At 70.5% G+C, this 16,971-nt stretch carries 14 protein-coding genes and 1 pseudogene; 4 read left to right on the top strand and 11 right to left on the bottom strand.

Annotation, left to right across the window (positions count from 1 at the left end):
- Positions 1-169: 169 nt before the first annotated feature.
- Positions 170-1,756 (top strand): hypothetical protein, encoded by a 1,587-nt coding sequence (locus JHN45_RS47950; protein WP_201055722.1) that lies wholly within the window; start codon positions 170-172, stop codon positions 1,754-1,756.
- A 21-nt stretch (positions 1,757-1,777) separates the two neighbouring features.
- Here the strand turns inward: JHN45_RS47950 and JHN45_RS47945 are convergent, their stop codons facing one another.
- From JHN45_RS47945 to JHN45_RS47930, 4 genes are all read right to left on the bottom strand, one after another.
- Positions 1,778-2,332: an isochorismatase family protein gene (locus JHN45_RS47945; RefSeq protein WP_201055721.1), complete on the bottom strand. Its 555-nt coding sequence runs from the start codon at positions 2,330-2,332 to the stop codon at positions 1,778-1,780.
- Positions 2,333-2,371: 39 nt separating this feature from the next.
- Positions 2,372-2,956, bottom strand: coding sequence for a hypothetical protein (locus tag JHN45_RS47940; protein ID WP_200716737.1), 585 nt, complete (start codon positions 2,954-2,956; stop codon positions 2,372-2,374).
- A 98-nt stretch (positions 2,957-3,054) separates the two neighbouring features.
- Entirely contained in the window at positions 3,055-5,277 is a 2,223-nt protein-coding gene (locus JHN45_RS47935; protein WP_201055719.1) for an MMPL family transporter, read from the bottom strand.
- 122 nt (positions 5,278-5,399) lie between these two features.
- On the bottom strand, positions 5,400-5,999 hold the full coding sequence (locus tag JHN45_RS47930) for a TetR/AcrR family transcriptional regulator (protein WP_200716740.1): 600 nt from the start codon (positions 5,997-5,999) through the stop codon (positions 5,400-5,402).
- 189 nt (positions 6,000-6,188) lie between these two features.
- On the opposite strand from JHN45_RS47930, the pseudogene JHN45_RS47925 reads away from it, so the two are divergent.
- Positions 6,189-9,477: pseudogene (locus JHN45_RS47925) on the top strand (S41 family peptidase).
- A gap of 152 nt (positions 9,478-9,629) precedes the next feature.
- Here JHN45_RS47925 and JHN45_RS47920 read toward each other — a convergent pair.
- The 4 genes from JHN45_RS47920 to JHN45_RS47905 form a co-directional block, all read right to left on the bottom strand.
- The gene (locus JHN45_RS47920) at positions 9,630-9,803 is read right to left on the bottom strand and encodes a hypothetical protein (RefSeq protein WP_201055718.1); all 174 of its coding nucleotides are present in this window, start codon (positions 9,801-9,803) and stop codon (positions 9,630-9,632) included.
- A 92-nt stretch (positions 9,804-9,895) separates the two neighbouring features.
- The gene (locus JHN45_RS47915) at positions 9,896-10,783 is read right to left on the bottom strand and encodes an SDR family oxidoreductase (protein ID WP_200716273.1); all 888 of its coding nucleotides are present in this window, start codon (positions 10,781-10,783) and stop codon (positions 9,896-9,898) included.
- Positions 10,780-11,715 carry an alpha/beta fold hydrolase gene (locus tag JHN45_RS47910; protein ID WP_201055717.1) on the bottom strand — a complete coding sequence of 312 codons (936 nt, stop codon included), beginning with the start codon at positions 11,713-11,715 and terminating at the stop codon, positions 10,780-10,782. Before JHN45_RS47910 ends, JHN45_RS47915 begins: the two co-directional genes overlap by 4 nt.
- The gene (locus JHN45_RS47905) at positions 11,712-13,247 is read right to left on the bottom strand and encodes an NAD(P)/FAD-dependent oxidoreductase (protein WP_201055716.1); all 1,536 of its coding nucleotides are present in this window, start codon (positions 13,245-13,247) and stop codon (positions 11,712-11,714) included. Before JHN45_RS47905 ends, JHN45_RS47910 begins: the two co-directional genes overlap by 4 nt.
- 192 nt (positions 13,248-13,439) lie before the next feature.
- Here JHN45_RS47905 and JHN45_RS47900 point away from each other — a divergent pair, with 192 nt between their 5' ends.
- A complete protein-coding gene (locus JHN45_RS47900; protein ID WP_236584905.1) occupies positions 13,440-14,063 on the top strand; it encodes a MerR family transcriptional regulator in 624 nt (207 codons plus the stop codon).
- A gap of 5 nt (positions 14,064-14,068) precedes the next feature.
- On the opposite strand, the gene JHN45_RS47895 is transcribed toward JHN45_RS47900, so the two are convergent.
- Entirely contained in the window at positions 14,069-14,872 is an 804-nt protein-coding gene (locus JHN45_RS47895; RefSeq protein ID WP_201055714.1) for an exodeoxyribonuclease III, read from the bottom strand.
- 78 nt (positions 14,873-14,950) lie between these two features.
- On the opposite strand from JHN45_RS47895, the gene JHN45_RS47890 reads away from it, so the two are divergent.
- Positions 14,951-15,427: a GNAT family N-acetyltransferase gene (locus JHN45_RS47890; RefSeq protein WP_200716278.1), complete on the top strand. Its 477-nt coding sequence runs from the start codon at positions 14,951-14,953 to the stop codon at positions 15,425-15,427.
- Between the two features lie 76 nt (positions 15,428-15,503).
- Here the strand turns inward: JHN45_RS47890 and JHN45_RS47885 are convergent, their stop codons facing one another.
- A complete protein-coding gene (locus JHN45_RS47885) occupies positions 15,504-16,169 on the bottom strand; it encodes a response regulator transcription factor (RefSeq protein WP_201055723.1) in 666 nt (221 codons plus the stop codon).
- Positions 16,169-16,971: sensor histidine kinase (locus JHN45_RS47880; RefSeq protein ID WP_236584903.1), on the bottom strand; the 803-nt coding region annotated here is incomplete at its 5' end. The genes JHN45_RS47880 and JHN45_RS47885, both read right to left, overlap by 1 nt.

Here is a 16,971-nt window from a genome sequence, read left to right as displayed (position 1 = left end):
GGGGTGGGGTGGGGTTCTGAAAAGTGTGTCGGTTTCCGTTCTAAGTGACACACTTTTTTGGGGGCGCTGTCTGCTCCCCTCGGCTTCGTCCCGCCTCGATGCGCAACCCGTTGGTCAGCTGACGGATGCTTGGGGGCAACCTTCCGGTGATTTGGCGTGTCCACGTTGTGTGCTGACGATACGTAGAACATGGCGGACTGCGGCTGCTGCCGCTTTCGCGGCTGCCTCTGTTGCCGTCGCGATCCCGGCCGCGCATGCCGCCGGAACGACGCTCGTCCTGGACGTTCAGGAGAACTACTACCTCCCCGCTGCGGGAGAGGGGCCGAACCTGGATCTCGGCATCACGGCCTCGGGCGGGGACGCCCATGACGTGTCGGTCGTGGTCGACGCTTCGTCGCTCGCCGGGAAAGCGACGATGGTGGTCACGGGGGACTGTGTGAGCACCGGCACCTTGAAGGTGCGGTGCGATGTGGGCCCGCTGTCGGGGAAGGAGTCGATCGACCCGTTCCTGCTGAAGCCCACCGCGGCCGCCAAGGCGGGCGACACCGGCGTGATCAGCTATACCGCCACTGCTTCCGACGCGGCCACCGTGACGGGGAAGACGGATGTCCTGGTCGGTGGGCCGAAGCTCGTCTCCCGGTCCTATCCGGCGTTGAAGGGCATCGCCCCCGGCGGCGTCTTCGAGCGCACCCCGGCCTTCGCCAACACCGGCACAGCCCCCGCCGGCAAGGGCGTCATGCTGCTGGTGCAGGATTCGGAAGGCGTCTCTCTCGCCCGTGACCACTCCAACTGCCACTACTCGGAACGGCCCGACGTCGGGGCCTGGTGCCGGTTCGACACCCCGGTCGCGGCCGGCGCGGCCTACGAGACGGACGCGCCGCTGCGCTACACCGCCGCCAAGGACACGATGTACGGCTACGACTCCTACGTCGTGTGGCCGGTCGGCGGCAGCTCGCCCGACTCCTTCGACCCGGCCGACTTCCCCGGGACCGGCACCGGCGCGCCGCTCGGCCTGAAGTCCGTCGCCTCCGGCTCCGGATTCTCCGGCTCCGGGTACGGCACCTTCGCCACCACCCAGCACGCCGACTACCAGGCGATCGGCGACACGGTCGAGGGCAAGGTCGGAAAGACGGTGAGCATCACCCTGGGCGTGCGGAACAACGGGCCGGGCTGGATGAACTTCCGGTGGATGGACGCCGAGAACTCCGGCACGTTCGTGGTGACCCCGCCCGCCGGCACCACCATCACCGGCATCCCCTCCCCCGGCGAACAGGGCGATCCCGGGCCGCTGTGGAACTGCACACCGCGCAAGGCCGGCGCGAAGAGCTACACCTGCGACATCGGCAGCACGGACTTCAAGCCGGGCGACTCCGTGACCCAGGAGTTCACGGTGCGGATCGACCGGGTCGTCCCCGGGGCGCGGGGCAGTGTGCGGGCGGTGGAGAACGCCGAGTACCCCAATCGTGACGACGACGCGTCGAACGACACCGCGGCCATCACGGTGAAGGCCGGCGGCTCGGCGACGTCCAGCCCGTCGCCCACCGCCTCCGCCTCCGCGTCCCCGTCGGCGACCGCGAGTCCGTCCGGCTCCGGGGCGGGAACCAGCGGCGGGACGACGACCGGCGGCGGGCTCGCGGCCACGGGCGCGGACGGAGTCCTGCTGCGGGCGGGCACCGCCGCCCTGCTGGTCACGGGCGGCGCGCTGGTGTTCCTGGCTGCGCGGAGGTCTCGGCTGTCCGCCGGGAAACGTATGTGACGAACTCGCCCTGGGCCGGGGTCAGATGGTGAGGGTGACGTCCTTCGTCGTCTCGACTCCGGCCGTGCGGCCGGGGCCCGTGTGGTACTTCCAGTAGAGGTTCGTGTGGGCGATGACCTGCTCCGGCGGCGGCGCGCCCCACTGGCTGAGGTCGGTCGTGGTGTGGGCGTCGCCGACGAGTGTCACGTCGTAGCCGCGCGTGAACGCGCTGTGGAGCGTGGAGCGGATGCACTGGTCGGTGGACGCGCCCGCCACGACCAGGCGTCCGACCCGGGCGGCGGCCAGTACCTCTTCCAGGGGCGTGTCGTCGAAGGAGTCCGGGTAGAGCTTGTGGAGCTGGGGTTCCTGGTCACCGGGGGTCAGTTCGGGGACGAACTGCCAGCCCTCGCTGCCCTTCGGCACGTTCTCGTCGGAGTGCTGGACCCAGATGACGGGGACGTCTTCCTCACGTGCCCGGTCGGCTAGTGCGGCGATGTTGGCGACGACCGCGTCACGCTCGTACGCGTCGGCCACGACGGCGACCTGGACGTCTACCAGCAGGAGTGCGGTGCGGGGCCGTTCTGCGAGTGTGGTCATGTCCGACACGCTAGTCCGGCCCACTGACATCGGCCCGGTTCAGATCGGCTTGAAGCTCGGTTCCACCGGTCCGATCTCTCCGCGTTCGGCCAGTTCCGCGAGGTCTTCCGGCTCCAGGAACTCCAGTTCGTCCGGACCGAGTCCGTGGTGCGGGTCCAGGTTCCGCAGTTGCTCGACGTAGTCGAGGACGAACGCGGTGAACGGCCCCTCGAAGACCTCCAGTTCCAGGCCATGGCTGTCGGTGACGACCTTCCACCGGTCCGGGTCGGGGTCGCACGGCCAGAAGAAGTGCTCGTTGCCGGAGTGGTCGTAGCCCCAGGAGATCAGGCCGCCGGGTTCCGGGTGGACGGGGAAGGTGTGCAGGTCCGGAGCGCGGCGCCGGGCCTCGGCGCGCCTCTCGTGGACCTGGCGCATCCGAGCGAGGAGAGGGCTGTCGCCGCGCGGGTGGAAGATCACCAGTTCGTCGCAGATGACGCCTGTGCCGTAGGTGTCGAGGAACGTCTTGAAGTCGGTGGGCAGGGGCGAGGCGACGTACGCCTCGGTCTCGGTCCAGTCGTCGGGGGACGGGGTCCTTGCCACGGTCGACGGGCCGAGCAGCCGTACCAGATCGTCCAGTGCTGTCACGGCAGTAACCCTGTCACCGACGCGATCTGCCGCGCCACCCGAACTCGGTGGCGCGGCAGATCAGTTGTCCGGTGCCTCAGTGCCTCGCGGCAGCCGCCTCAGGCCCGGACCAACTCCCGGTCCTCGTCGGGATCCGAGTCCTTGGAGTCGAGGTCGCGCAGGCCCTCGCCCTCGACGTCGACGTTGGGCAGTGCCCGGTTCAGCCACTTCGGCAGCCACCAGGCCCGCTTCCCGAGCAGGGCCAGTACCGCCGGGACGATCGCCATGCGGACGACGAACGCGTCGAAGAAGACGGCGATCGCGAGACCGAAGCCGATCATCTTGATCATGGATTCGCTGGAGCTGATGAAGCCGGAGAACACCGCGATCATGATGACGGCAGCCGCCGTCACCACCCGGGCGCTGTGCCTGAAGCCGGTGACGATCGCCTGGCTCGGCTTCTCGCCGTGGACGTGGGCCTCGCGTATCCGGGTCACGAGGAACACCTCGTAGTCCATGGCCAGTCCGAAGACCACTCCGACCATGAAGATCGGCATCATCGACATGACGGGGCCGGTCTCCTCGACGCCCAGCAGGCCGGACAGCCAGCCCCACTGGAAGACCGCGACGACCGCGCCGAGCGCCGCCATGACGGAGAGCAGGAAGCCGAGCGCCGCCTTCAGCGGGACCAGGATCGAGCGGAACACCACGATCAGGAGCAGGAACGCCAGGCCTACCACCAGGATCAGGTACGGGATCAGGGCGTCGTTCAGTTTCTGCGAGACGTCGATGTTCATCGCGGTGGTACCGGTGACCAGGACCGTCGAATCGGTGTCCGTCCTGATCTGGGTGCCCGCGTCCCGGATGCCGTGGACGAGGTCCTCCGTCGTGACGGACGACGGCTTGGAGTCCGGGATCACGGTGATCGTCGCGGTGTCGCCGTCCTTGTTGAAGCTCGCCGGGGTGACGGTGGCGACGTCCTTGAGGGACTTGATCTTGTCGGTGACCGTGGTGACGTCGGCCTTGGGGGTCTTGCTGTCCTTCGCGTCGACGACGACCATCAACGGGCCGTTGAAGCCGGGACCGAAGCCGTCGGACAGGAGGTCGTAGGCCCGGCGCTGGGTGGTGGAGGTCGGCTGCGAACCGTCGTCGCCGAGGCCCAGTTCGAGGGAGGCCGCCGGGATCGCCGCCGCGCCGAGTCCGATCACGCCCAGCAGCAGGACGGCCAGGGGGCGTCGTACGACGAAGCTCGCCCAGCGGGTGCCCATGTTCGGGCGGGCCGACGTCTCGGCCGACTTGGCGCGTCCGCCGCCCAGGGCCTTGCTCTTCTGGCCGGTGGGCTTGATCTTCCGGCCCGCGTAGCCGAGCAGGGCCGGGATCATGGTGAGAGCGATGAGGACCGCTATCGCCACCGTGCCGGCCGCCGCCACGCCCATCTTCGTCAGCATCGGGATGTTGACCACGGAGAGGCCGACCAGGGCGATCACGACCGTCAGGCCCGCGAAGACGACCGCCGAGCCCGCCGTGCCGACGGCCCGTCCGGCCGCGTCCTCGCGTTCGCGGCCCTCGGCCAGTTCCGCGCGGTAGCGGGAGACGATGAACAGGGCGTAGTCGATGCCGACCGCGAGGCCGATCATCATCGCCAGGGTGGAGGTGGTGGTGCCCAGGTCGAGGGCGCTGGCCAGGGCCGTGATCGTCGAGACGCCGATGCCGACCCCGATCAGGGCGGTGAGCAGCGGGAATCCGGCCGCGAGCAGCGAACCGAAGGTGATGACCAGGACCACCGCGGCCACCGCGATGCCGATGATCTCCGTGGAGCCCGTCTCGGGGGTCGCGGTGAGCGCGTCACCGCCGACCTCGACCGTCAGTCCCGCGTCGCGCGCCTGCTGCGCGGTCTCCTTCAGGGCGTCCTTGGAGGCGTCCTTCAGCTCCATGCCGGAGACCTTGTACTTCACGGACGCGTAGGCGATCGTGCCGTCCTTGCTGACGGCCTTGCCCTTGAAGGGGTCGGCGACCGAGACGACCTCGGAGCCGTCGCCGAGATCCTTGACGGTCTTCTCGATCGTGGCCTTGTTGACGCCGGAGTCCAGCTTCTCGCCGGCCGGGGCCTTGAAGACGACCCGGGCGGTGGCGCCGTCGGCGCTCATCCCGGGGAAGCGCTGTTCCAGCAGGTCGAAGGCCTTCTGGGCCTCGGTTCCCGGTACGGAGAAGGAGGTGGATCCGGCTGCGGGCGCGCTGGCCGCGCCGACTCCCGCGAGGGTCAGCAGCGCTATCCAGAGGAGGGCGACGTAGTGGCGTCGCCTGAAGGCGAGCCGGCCGACTTTGTAGAGGAACGTGGCCACGAGGGCGTACTCCCGGTCAGGTCGTGGGGTTCTTCAGGGCAGGGGTGATCGACCGGTTGGGGACACGGTTGATCTGCCCGACGACGTGAGCGGTTACGTCAGGTGGGCGTGCTGTGGGTCTTTCAGGTGGTGGGTGCGCCGAGCGCGGGGAGCACTACGGCGTCGATGTACGAGGTCAGATAGGCCTGGGTCGGCGGCAGATCCTCGATCACCGTGCGGGTGGCGAAGGCGCCGATCATCATGTGCACCACGAACTCCAGCGCGGGGCAGTCCGCACGGATCTCACCCCGGTCGACGGCGCGCTGCATGACGACGCGGAACTCTTCCATCTCCGGTTCGACGAGCAGTTCCCGGAACGCCTGGAGCAGGTCCGGGTGGTTGTGCGTCGCCATGGCCAGACCCCGCATCAGCGCGGAGGTCTGCTCGATCCGGCAGTCGTCCTCGCGGGCCACCATGGCGTGCATGTCGCCCCGGAGTGTTCCGGTGTCGACATCGGTGGGCCGGCCCGGCTTGCTGTGCCGCACGGCTTTCGCCACCAGCTCGGCCTTGCCGCCCCACTGGCGGTAGAGGGTCGCCTTGCTGGAGCGGGTGCGGGCGGCGACGGCGTCCATGGTGAGGGCGTCGTAGCCGACTTCGCGGAGCAGGTCGAGCACGGCCTCGTACAGCTCGGCCTCGCGCTCGGGTGTGATGCGACTGCGACGCGCCGTTGCGACTTCAGTCATGCGACTCACCTTCCAGCTCCGAACGACACGGTTTCGTACATGACGAATGTAGCGCACCCTTCTACGAAACGAAACCGTTTCGTACGTGTGTTGACTCACCCATCGAGTCACCCGCCGAGTCACCCGCCGAGCCACCTCGGTGATTTTTCACAAGTTGCTCCGGTCCGTCCCGCGGAAAAGCATAGGGACGTGAGCTATCTGCGCCTGCCGCACCTCAACGGAGACCTGCTGAGCTTCGTCGCCGAGGACGACCTCTGGCTGGCCCCCCTCGACGGCGGGGGCCGCGCCTGGCGCCTCACCGTCGACCGCACCAAGCTCGGCCACCCCCGCTTCTCCCCCGACGGCCGCCACCTCGCGTACACGACCTGGCGGAGCCTGGTCCCGGAGATCCACCTCGTCCCGGTCGACGGCGGGCCCGGCCGCAGACTCACCTACTGGGGCAGCGCCGACACCCAGGTCTGTGGCTGGACGCCCCCCGACAGGGAAGGAAACTCCGACATCCTCGCGGTGGCCTCCCACGGCGAACCGTTCTCCTACTTCACCTGGGCCCACAAGGTCCCCACCGACGGCGACCCCGGCGGCCGGCTCCCCTGGGGCCCGGTCTCCGACATCCAGCTCGCCGACATCGACGGCGAACACCGGACCCTCCTCCTCACCGGCACCCCACCCCACGAACCGGCCGCCTGGAAGCGTTACCGCGGCGGCGCCATGGGCCGCCTCTGGCTGCACGGCCGCCGCCTCCTCGCCGACCTCGAAGGCCACCTCCACTCCCCGATGTTCGTCGACGGCCGCATCGCCTTCCTCTCCGACCACGAGGGCATCGGCAACCTCTACTCCTGCGCCTACGACGGCTCCGACCTGCGCCGCCACACCGACCACGACGCCTTCTACGCCCGGCACGCGGCCAGCGACGGCACCCGGGTCGTGTACCAGTGCGCCGGTGACCTCTGGATCGTCGACGCCCTGTCCGCGGCCTCGCTCCCGCGCAAGCTCGACGTCCGCCTGAGCGGCCCACGCGCGGGCCGCCGTACGTACCAGGTCCCGGCCGCCCAGCACGTCGACGGCATCTCGGTCGACGAGACGGGCCGGGCGAGCGCCGTAGTCGTCCGCGGCAGCCTGTACTGGCTGACCCACCGCGACGGGCCCGCCCGCACCATCACGGACACCCCGGGCGTACGGGTCCGCCTCCCCGAGATGCTCGGCAGCGGCGGGCAGGTCGCCTACGTCACCGACGCGGACGGCGAGGACGCGATCGAGATCGCCTACCTCCCCCGCGCCACCGGCGACCGCGCCCCCCGCCGCCTGGCCTCCGGCGAGGTGGGCCGCGTACTGGAGCTGGTGTCGGACACGGCGGGCGAACGCCTGGCGATCGCGGCCCACGACGGACGACTGCTCCTGCTCGATGCGACCGAGGACTCCAACGGCGAAGTGACCGAACTGATCTGCTCGATCAACGGGCCGGTACGGGACCTCGCCTTCTCCCCCGACGGCAGCTGGCTGACCTGGTCCCACCCGGGCGTCGGCCGCTCGCTGCGCCAGATCAAGATGGCCCGGATCAAGGACCGTCTGATCGTCGACGTCACCAACGGCCGCTTCGAGGACGAGAATCCGGTCTTCACCAGGGACGGCCGCTACCTCGCCTTCCTCTCGTGGCGCGGCTTCGACCCGGTCTACGACGTCCACACCGGTGACCTGTCCTTCCCGCTCGGCTGCCGCCCCTACCTGGTCCCCCTCTCCTCGGCCACCCCCTCCCCCTTCGCGCTGACCCCGGAGGGCCGGCCGGCCGCCGGCGGACTCGACGCGGCGGCGGACGACGAGGGCGCGGACGGCGCGGTGACGGTGGAGGTGGAGGGCCTGGAGAGCAGGGTCACGCCGTTCCCCGTCTCGGCCTCCAAGTACTCGGCGCTGTACCCGGTTTCGGGCGGCGGCCTGGTCTGGCTGCGCTGGCCGATCTCGGGCGCGCTGGGCGAGACCTTCGCGAATCCGGACGACACCAGCGGCCGCCCGACCCTCGAACACTTCAACATCAGCAAGGCGAAGAAGTCCGAACTCGTGGACCACCTCGACTGGTTCGCGGTGAGCGGCGACGGCTCGCGCCTGGTGGTGGTCGACGAGGACGAACTGCGCGCGGTCCCTTCCACGGAGTCCGGCGACGGAGACTCCACGGTCTGGATCGACCTGCGCCGCATCCTGCACGAGGTCGACCCGCCCGCCGAGTGGCGCCAGTCCTACGAGGAGGCGGGCCGTCTGATCCGCGCCTACTACTGGGACCCGCAGATGTGCGGCATCGACTGGAACGGCGTCCTGGCCCAGTACCGCCCGTTGGTGGAACGCGTCGCCCCTCGTGGCGGCGGGACGCGGTGACGTAGGCGTGCGATGTGCCCAACTCGCCCAGGACTTCGCGGACCTGCTCCGCGAAGTCCTGGGCGAGTTGGGCACATCGCACGCCTACGTCACCGCGTCCCGCCGCAACGAGGGCCCGCCCCACTACCAGCGCCGCCAGGGCCTGCTGGGCGCCAACCTGGTCCGCAGGGAGGGAGGTTGGACGGTGACCCGCATCCTCCCCGGCGAGTCCTCGGACTCCAAGGCCCGCTCCCCGCTGGCCGGCACGGGCATCCGCGAGGGCGCGGTCCTCACGCACGTCGACGGGCGCCCGGTGGACCAACTGACCGGCCCCTACCCCCTGTTGGCGGGCGCGGGCGGCACGACGGTGGAGCTGACGTTCACCCCGGCGGAGGGCGAAGGCCGATCCCGCCGCGTCGCGGTCGTCCCCCTCATCGACGAACGCCCCCTCCGCTACCAGGACTGGGTGGCCAAACGCCGGGCGGTGGTACGGGAGTTGAGCGGCGGCCACTGCGGCTACCTCCACATCCCCGACATGGGCGGCTCCGGCTGGGCCCAGTTCAACCGCGACCTGCGCCTGGAGGTCTCGCGCCCCGCCCTCATCGTCGACGTACGCGGCAACGCGGGCGGCCACATCAGCGAGTTGGTGGTGGAGAAACTCACCCGCACGATCCTCGGCTGGGACCTGACCCGCAACGCCCAACCGGTGTCGTACGCGTCAAATGCCCCCAGGGGCCCGGTGGTTGCGCTGGCCGACGAGGCGACGTCGTCGGACGGCGACATGATCACGGCGGCGTTCAAACTGCTGAAGCTGGGCCCGGTCGTAGGCCAACGCACCTGGGGCGGCGTGGTCGGCATGACCGGCCGCCACCAACTCGGCGACGGCACGGTGATCACCGTCCCGATGAACGCGGCCTGGTTCGACGCGTATGGCTGGTCGGTGGAAAACCGTGGCGTCACACCGGACTTGGAGATCCTCCGCACACCCCTGGACTGGGCAGAGGGCAGACACGCCCAGCTGGACGACGCGATCAAACTGGCCCTGGATCTGCTGGCCATCCATCCCGCGGCGACTCCGCCCGACTACAGCGCCGTACCGGACCGCTCAAGACCCAAACTCCCCCCACGCTCTTAAGAGACAGCAGCGCAAGTCACCTAGGGGCGCGGGGCTGTATCTATTTGCGGCTCCGCCGCGTGGGCGCGCCCAGCCCCCACCGCCCCGCACCCAACAACGAAACGTGGGACGCCCCAACAACTCAGGGCGCCCCACGCAAAGTCAGGCCTCAACTAAACGTCGAAGTCCTGATCCATCCCGTCCTCTTCACGCTGGACGCGCTCAGACACCTCGTCCCGCTGCTGCCCGCCGCGCGAACCCGCCTCGTCCTTGCCCTGGCCCATCTTCTCCTTGGCCTTGTTGGCGAGGTCCTCGGCCTTGTCCTGGAACTGGTCCTTCATACCCATGTGGGTTCACTCCCGTACTGAGGGGGGGATTCGTGGGCCCCTCGATGGGGCCTCGACCAGATTCACACGACCGGACACAGTTCGCATTTCGGTCAGCTACGTTCCGTAGCGCGAGCCTCCTCATCAGCGGCTCCGCCCGCCCCGACAAGCCCCGACCGCATCCCTTCCAACCGAGATCCGAACCGCCGCATCTCCCGCTGCCCCACCGCCCCGATGATCCCCGGGAGATACCCGCGCACACCCTGCGTCCCCCGCAGCCACCCCTGCCCGTACACATGGCTCGCCCGCCGTTCGATCCCGGCGACGATCCGGTCCACGGCCGGCCCCAGCGGATACGTCTTGTTGGCCGGCCACGGCAGCCGTTGCCTCAACTCCCGCATGACGTCGTCCTGATCGGCCCCGCGCACCATGTCCGTGTCGGTCCAGGACAGATACCCGACCCCGACACGGACGCCCTTGTAGCCGACCTCGGCGCGCAGGCTGTGCGCGTACGCCTCGACACCCGCCTTGGACGCGCAGTACGCGGTCATCATCGGCGCGGGCGTGATCGCGGCGAGGGACGCGATCTGCAGCAGGTACCCCCGGCTCTCCATCAGCACCGGCAGAAACGCCCGCGCGGTCACGGCGGACCCGATCAGATTGACCTCGATCACCCGCCGCCACGCGACCGGATCGGAGTCGACGAACGGCCCGCCGCTGGCGACACCGGCGTTGGCGACGACGATGTCGACCTTCCCGAACCGCTCCTTGACCTCGGCCGCGACCCGCGCCATCGCCTCGTGGTCGGTGACATCCGCGTACCAGGAGGCGCTGTCCGTGTGCAGCCGCTCGGCGACCTGCTTCAGCGCGTCCGGTTCCAGCCCGACCAGCGCGACCTTCGCGCCGCGCGCGGACAGCTTGCGGGCGAGCAGTTCGCCGACGCCCCGCGCGGCCCCGGTCACGACCGCGACCTGACCCTCCAGGCTCACCTTGCGGCTCATGCGCCCTCCTTGATCTGATCGATCGGGTCCAACTCGATGTAGGTGGCGGCCAGTTCGCGGATCTTCGCGCTGACCAGCCGCGGCGCCTCGACGGGGGTCATGTGCCCGAGCCCCGTCAACTCGGTGCTCCCGACGCACTGCGGCAGCGCGGCGACCAGCGCCCGCGCGTGCACCGGCGGCGTCATCCGGTCCGCCGTACCGACGACGACGGCCGTGGGCACCGCCAACTCCCGTACGCCGTGGTCGAGATCGAGGGAGTCGAGAACCTGCGACCACGCGTGCCGCACCGTCCGCGGACACGCGTGCACGATCCGCGCACACGCCTCGACCATGTGCGGCGCGGAACCGGGTCCCATCGTCGCGTACTTCAGGATCCGGCGCGCGGCGGGCGTGACCGGCCCGAGCGGTGCCCGGCTGCCGAGAACCTTCCGGGTCAGCCAGGTCCGGGTCCGCCCGGCCCGCATCGGCACCACGCGCGACTCGTCGACCAGCCGCGAACTGCCGGTACTGCACAGCAGCACGGCCACCGCGTGCTCCCGGAACCCGGCCCGCCCGGCCGCCGCCAGCACCGTCATCCCGCCCATGGAGTGCCCCACGATCACGGCCTTCTCACCGGGGGTGAGGGTCGCTTCGAGTACGGCTTCCAGGTCGTCGGCGAGCGCGTCGGTGCTGTAGGAGACGGCCGCCGGACTGCGCCCGTGGCCCCGCTGGTCGTAGACGACGACCCGATGGTCGACCGCCAAGTCCCTTGTCTGGGCGGCCCAGAAGGCCGTGGAGCAGGACCAGCCGTGGGCGAGGACGACGGCCGGCGCGCCCTCGGGGCCGTGCACCTCGACGTGCAGCCGGGAGCCGTCGGCCGAGGTGACGGTCAACTCGCGGACGGGGACGGGCGGGGCATACGGCCCGGACGTGACGTGCAGGAGACGGCTCACGCGTCCACCACCTCCGACGCCTCCGACGCCTCCGCCTTCTCGGCCTTCTCGGCCTTCTCGGCGGGCGCCCGTACGACCTCGTACTCCGCGAGGTCCACGCGCCGCGTGGCCGTGCGGAACTCGGTGGTCGTGCCGGGCCAGACGGTGGTGTTGCGGCCGTTCGCGTCGAGGTACCAGCTGGTGCAGCCGCCGGTGTTCCACACGGTCCGCTTCATGCGTTCCTGCACACGCCGGTTCCAGACGTCCACGGCGGCGGGCCGGGCGTCGAGGGCGACACGTCCGCCGAGGACGTCCAACTGCCGTACGTAGTCGGCCATGTAGTTCAGCTGGGACTCGATCATCAGGATCATCGAGGAGTTCCCGAGGCCGGTGTTGGGCCCGATGATGGTCATCCAGTTCGGGAACCCGGCCGCCGAGGCGCCACGCAGCGCCTGCATGCCGCCCTGCCAGGCCTCGGCCAGCGTCCGCCCGCCCACGCCGACGACCCGGTCGGCGATCGGCATGTCCGTGACGTGGAAGCCGGTACCGAAGACGATCGCGTCGACCTCGGCCGTACTGCCGTCGGCGGCGGCGACCGTCGAGCCGCGGACCTCGCTCAACCCGCTGGCCACGACGTCGACATTGGGCTGGGCGAGGGCCGGATAGTAGGCGCTGGAGAGCAGGATGCGTTTGCAGCCGATGCGGTAGTCGGGGGTGAGTTTGGCGCGCAGGGCCGGGTCCTTGATGGAGCGGGCCATGTTCCGCTTGGCCAGCCGCTCGATCATGCCCAGCTCGTCGGGCCGCTTGGTGAACGCCTGGACCTGCAACTCCCGCAGTCCCCACAGGAGTCCGCGGCGGGCCTGGGTGGTGAAGGGCAGCGCGCGGTGCAGGGCGCGTTCGGCGCCGCTGATGGCGCGGTCGACGCGGGGCATCACCCAGGGCGGGGTGCGCTGGAAGAGGGTGAGGCGTTCCACCTCGGGCTGGATCGACGGCACGATCTGGATCGCGGAGGCGCCGGTGCCGACCATGGCGACGCGCTTGCCGCGCAGCTCGTAGTCGTGGTCCCAGCGGGCGGAGTGGAACACCTTGCCGGGGAAGGAGTCGAGCCCCGGGATGTCCGGGATCTTGGGGTCGGAGAGGGGCCCGGTCGCGGAGACGACGAGATCGGCGGAGTAGGAACCGCTGCTGGTCTCGATGTCCCAGCGCAGCCGCTCCGCGTCCCAAGTCATCATCTTCACTTCGGAGTTGAAGCGGATGTGCGGGCGGAGCCGGAAGACGTCCGTGACGTGCTCCAGGTAGCCGCGGATGTGCTCCTGCCCGGAGAAGGTGCGCGGCCAGTCGGGGTTGGGCGCGAAGGAGAACGAGTACAGGTGGGACGGTACGTCGCAGGCGCACCCGGGGTAGCTGTTGTCCCGCCAGGTCCCGCCGACGCTGTCGGCGCGCTCCAGGACGACGAAGTCGGTGACGCCCTCGCGCCGCAGCCGCACCGCGGCCCCCAGCCCGCCGAACCCCGAGCCGATCACCGCCACCCGCACATGCTCGTGTTCGGTCATCCCGTGCCCTCCCATACGACCGTGCAACCGCGCCAGTGAACACTGGCGCAATCGGACTGTAGAGCAGCTCCGTACTCATGGGTAGGGGGCGGTACGAGGACGTTTACATCAGCGGCTGCCGCCGCGGGTACCTGGGGCACGACGTAGGGTGCGTGCGTGGCGGAGAAGGCAGACCAGAAGCGCGAGTACCGCATGGAGGAACTGGCCGAGCGGGCCGGCATCACGGTGCGCACCCTGCGCTTCTACCGCGAGCGCAAACTCATCCCCCCGCCCCGCCGGGAGGGCCGTATCGCCTGGTACGACGAGACGCACCTGGCCCGCCTGCGCACGATCTCGGCGCTCCTCGAACGCGGTCACACCCTCAACGGCATCGCCGAACTCGCCGAGGCCTTCGACCACGGCCGCAACGTCGGCGAGCTGCTGGGGCTGGGCGCCCCCACCGAGGAGACCCCGGTCCGGCTCACCCCGGAGGCCCTCGCCGACTACTTCGGCGACCAGGCCACCCCCGAGAACTTCGCCGCCTCACTCGAACTCGGCTACCTCGGCACCGACGGCAGCGAGATCGTCCACATCAGCCGCCGCCTCCTCGACGTCACCGCCGCACTGGTCCGCGAGGGCATCCCCCTCGCCGACGTCCTCGACGCGGGCCGCCGCGTCCGTGCCCACACGGAGTCCCTCGCCGACCTCTTCGCCGACCTGGTCCTCGCCCAGGGCGGCACACCGGAAGACCTGCAACGACTGCGGCCACTGGCGAAGAGCGTGGTGGAGGCGGAACTGTCGATGGCCATGGACCGGCGCCTGCAGCAGGGCAGTTAGGTCGCTCAGAGGTCGTAGACGACCGTCACCGGCGCGTGGTCGGACCAGCGCTCGTCGTGCGTGGCCGCCCGCTCGACATACCCCTTGACCGCCTTGGCGGCGAGCCCTTGCGTCGTCACGTGGTAGTCGATGCGCCATCCGCTGTCGTTGTCGAAGGCCCGCCCCCGGTACGACCACCACGAGTACGGCCCCTCCACGTCCGGATGCAGCGCCCGTACGACGTCGACGTACGCCCCGTCCGTCGCGTCGAAGACCCGGCTCAGCCACTCGCGCTCCTCCGGCAGGAAGCCGGAGCTCTTCTGGTTGGCGCGCCAGTTCTTGAGGTCGGCCTGCTGGTGGGCGATGTTCCAGTCGCCGCAGACGACGACCTCGCGGCCGTCGGCGGCGGCCCGCTCGCGCAGATCCTTGAGGTAGGCGAGGAACTCGTCCATGAAGCGGATCTTCTCGTCCTGCCGCTCGGTGCCGACCTCGCCGGAGGGCAGGTAGAGGCTCGCGACCGTGACGCCGGGGAGGTCGGCCTCGACGTAGCGGCCGCTGTCGTCGAACTCGGCCGATCCGAAGCCGACCTGGATGCGGTCGGGCTCGCGGCGGGTGTAGAGGGAGACGCCCGCGCGGCCCTTGGCGGCGGCCGGCGCGTGCACGACGTGCCAGCCCTCGGGGGTGCGGACGTGCTCCGGCAGCTGCTGCGGCTCGGCTCGCACCTCCTGGAGGCAGAGCACATCGGCGGAGGTCCCGGCGAGCCACTCCACGAAGCCCTTCTTCGCGGCGGCCCGCAGTCCGTTCACATTTGCAGAGGTCACAGTGAGCACCCCGGCACGATACCGGCACACTGGACGGAGCCCGGATCCGCCCGGATCCTCCTTTCGAGTAGGTATACGATTTTCGGCATGAATATACGTACGGTTCCCTTCGACCACCCCGACGCCGTGAAGCTGAACGACGAGGTCCAGGCGGAATACCAAGTCCGCTACGGCGACGGCGGCGACGCCACCCCGCTCGCCCCACCGGACTTCGAACCACCCAACGGCGTGTACCTGATCGCGTACGACGAGGACGACAACCCCGTCGCCACCGGCGGCTGGCGCGCCCAGGACGCCAACGGCGAGGGCAACGAGGACGGCGACGCCGAGCTCAAGCGGATGTTCGTGGTCAAGCGGGCGCGCGGCCTGGGCCTCGCCCGCCGCATGCTGGCCGCCCTGGAGGAGGACGCCCGCGCTGCCGGCCGCGTCCGCATGGTCCTGGAGACCGGCACCAAGCAGCCCGAGGCCATCGCCCTCTACACGTCCAGCGGCTACGAGCCCTGCGTGAAGTTCGGCTACTACCGCCTCTTCGACGACAGCCGCTGCTTCGCGAAGGCGCTGTGACCGCGCGGCGGCGCTGTGACCGCGCGGAGGGCACGGTGACCGCGCGAAGACGCCGTGACCGCGGGCGCCGCGCCGGTCAGCCCCTCAGGTAGGTGAGCACGGCCAGCACCCTGCGGTGCGCGTCGTCCGCCGGCGGCAGGTCCAGCTTGGCGAGGATGCTGCCTATGTGCTTGCCGACGGCGGCCTCGGTGACCACCAGTTCGCGGGCTATCGCGCCGTTGGACCGGCCCTGCGCGACCAGCCCCAGCACCTCCCGCTCGCGCGGGGTCAGCCGCCCCAGCGGATCACGGCGCCGGCGCAGCAACTGCCGTACGACCTCCGGGTCGACGACCGTGCCACCGGCCGCGACCTCGCTCAGCGCGTCCACGAACTCCTCGACCTGGCCGACCCGGTCCTTGAGGAGATAGCCGACGCCGGTGCCGTCACCGGAGTCGAGGAGCTCGGCGGCGTAGGCGCGCTGGACGTACTGGCTGAGCACCAGCACCGGCAGTCCCGGGCGCTCCGCGCGCAGCCGCATCGCCGCGTGCAGGCCCTCGTCCTGGAAGCCGGGCGGCATCCGCACGTCCGTCACCACGATGTCCGGCGTGTGCTCGGCGACGGCGGCCAGCAGGGCGTCCGCGTCCCCGACCGCGGCCACCACCTTGTGCCCGAACCGGGCGAGCAGCGCGACGATCCCGTCCCGCAACAGCACACTGTCCTCGGCCAGCACGACACGCAGCGCCGACCGCTCCCCCTCGACCATCACTCCCCCCGCTCCCCCTCCGTACCGCAGAGAATGCCCGCGCACGCGTTGTCCGCGCACGGGATGTCCACCCGCAGGACCGTCGGACCGCCCACCGGACTCGACACCTGAAGTGAACCATCCAGCACTGACACCCGGTCCCCGAGCCCGGTCAGCCCGCTCCCCCGCCCGGCGTCCGCGCCCCCGCACCCGTCGTCGTAGACCTCCAGCACCAGCCGTCCGTCCCGGTGTCCGCCCCGCACCCCGGCCCGGGTGGCGCCGCTGTGCCGGTCGATGTTGGCGAGGGCCTCGCAGACGACGAAGTAGGCGGTGGCCTCGACGGCCGGCGGCAACCGTTCGGGCAGGTCGAGTTCGAGGTCCACGGGTACGGCACTCCGGTCGGCGGCGTCGGCGACGGCGGCTTCGAGGCCGTAGTCGACGAGGACGCGGGGATGGATGCCGTGGATCAGTTCGCGGAGTTCGGCGAGGGCGTGTCCGGCCTCGTCGTGGGCCTTGGCGAGCTGGTCGGCGAGGGGGCCGGGCGGGGCGTCGAGGCGAGCGAGGCCGAGGGTCACGGTGAGGGCGACGAGCCGTTGTTGGGCGCCGTCGTGCAGGTCTCGCTCGATACGGCGGCGCTCGGCCTCGAAGGCGTCCACCAACCGCAGCCGGGAGCGGGCGAGTTCGACGACCCGAAGCCCCAAGTCCTGGTGGCCCGGCTCCAGCAGAAGTCGCGTCAGCGCGGCGCGCGCCCCGGCGACGACCCCGAGGGCGTAGAGCCCGGGCGCCAGCAGTACGAGCCCGAGGACGGCGACTCCGGCGGCGG

The sequence above is a fragment of the Streptomyces sp. MBT53 genome, assembly GCF_016654115.1.
In the GTDB taxonomy this organism is placed as follows: domain Bacteria; phylum Actinomycetota; class Actinomycetes; order Streptomycetales; family Streptomycetaceae; genus Streptomyces.
The sequence above is the reverse complement of the archived record's forward strand: the minus strand, read 5'-3'. Positions and strand labels throughout refer to the sequence as shown.

Coding starts and splice junctions, on each gene's coding strand:
- JHN45_RS47945 (WP_201055721.1), bottom strand. CDS start 2,332: ATGACCACACTCGCAGAACGGCCCCGCACCGCACTCCTGCTGGTAGAC.
- JHN45_RS47930 (WP_200716740.1), bottom strand. CDS start 5,999: ATGACTGAAGTCGCAACGGCGCGTCGCAGTCGCATCACACCCGAGCGC.
- JHN45_RS47920 (WP_201055718.1), bottom strand. CDS start 9,803: ATGGGTATGAAGGACCAGTTCCAGGACAAGGCCGAGGACCTCGCCAAC.
- JHN45_RS47915 (WP_200716273.1), bottom strand. CDS start 10,783: ATGAGCCGCAAGGTGAGCCTGGAGGGTCAGGTCGCGGTCGTGACCGGG.
- JHN45_RS47905 (WP_201055716.1), bottom strand. CDS start 13,247: ATGACCGAACACGAGCATGTGCGGGTGGCGGTGATCGGCTCGGGGTTC.
- JHN45_RS47900 (WP_236584905.1), top strand. CDS start 13,440: ATGGAGGAACTGGCCGAGCGGGCCGGCATCACGGTGCGCACCCTGCGC.
- JHN45_RS47890 (WP_200716278.1), top strand. CDS start 14,951: ATGAATATACGTACGGTTCCCTTCGACCACCCCGACGCCGTGAAGCTG.
- JHN45_RS47885 (WP_201055723.1), bottom strand. CDS start 16,169: ATGGTCGAGGGGGAGCGGTCGGCGCTGCGTGTCGTGCTGGCCGAGGAC.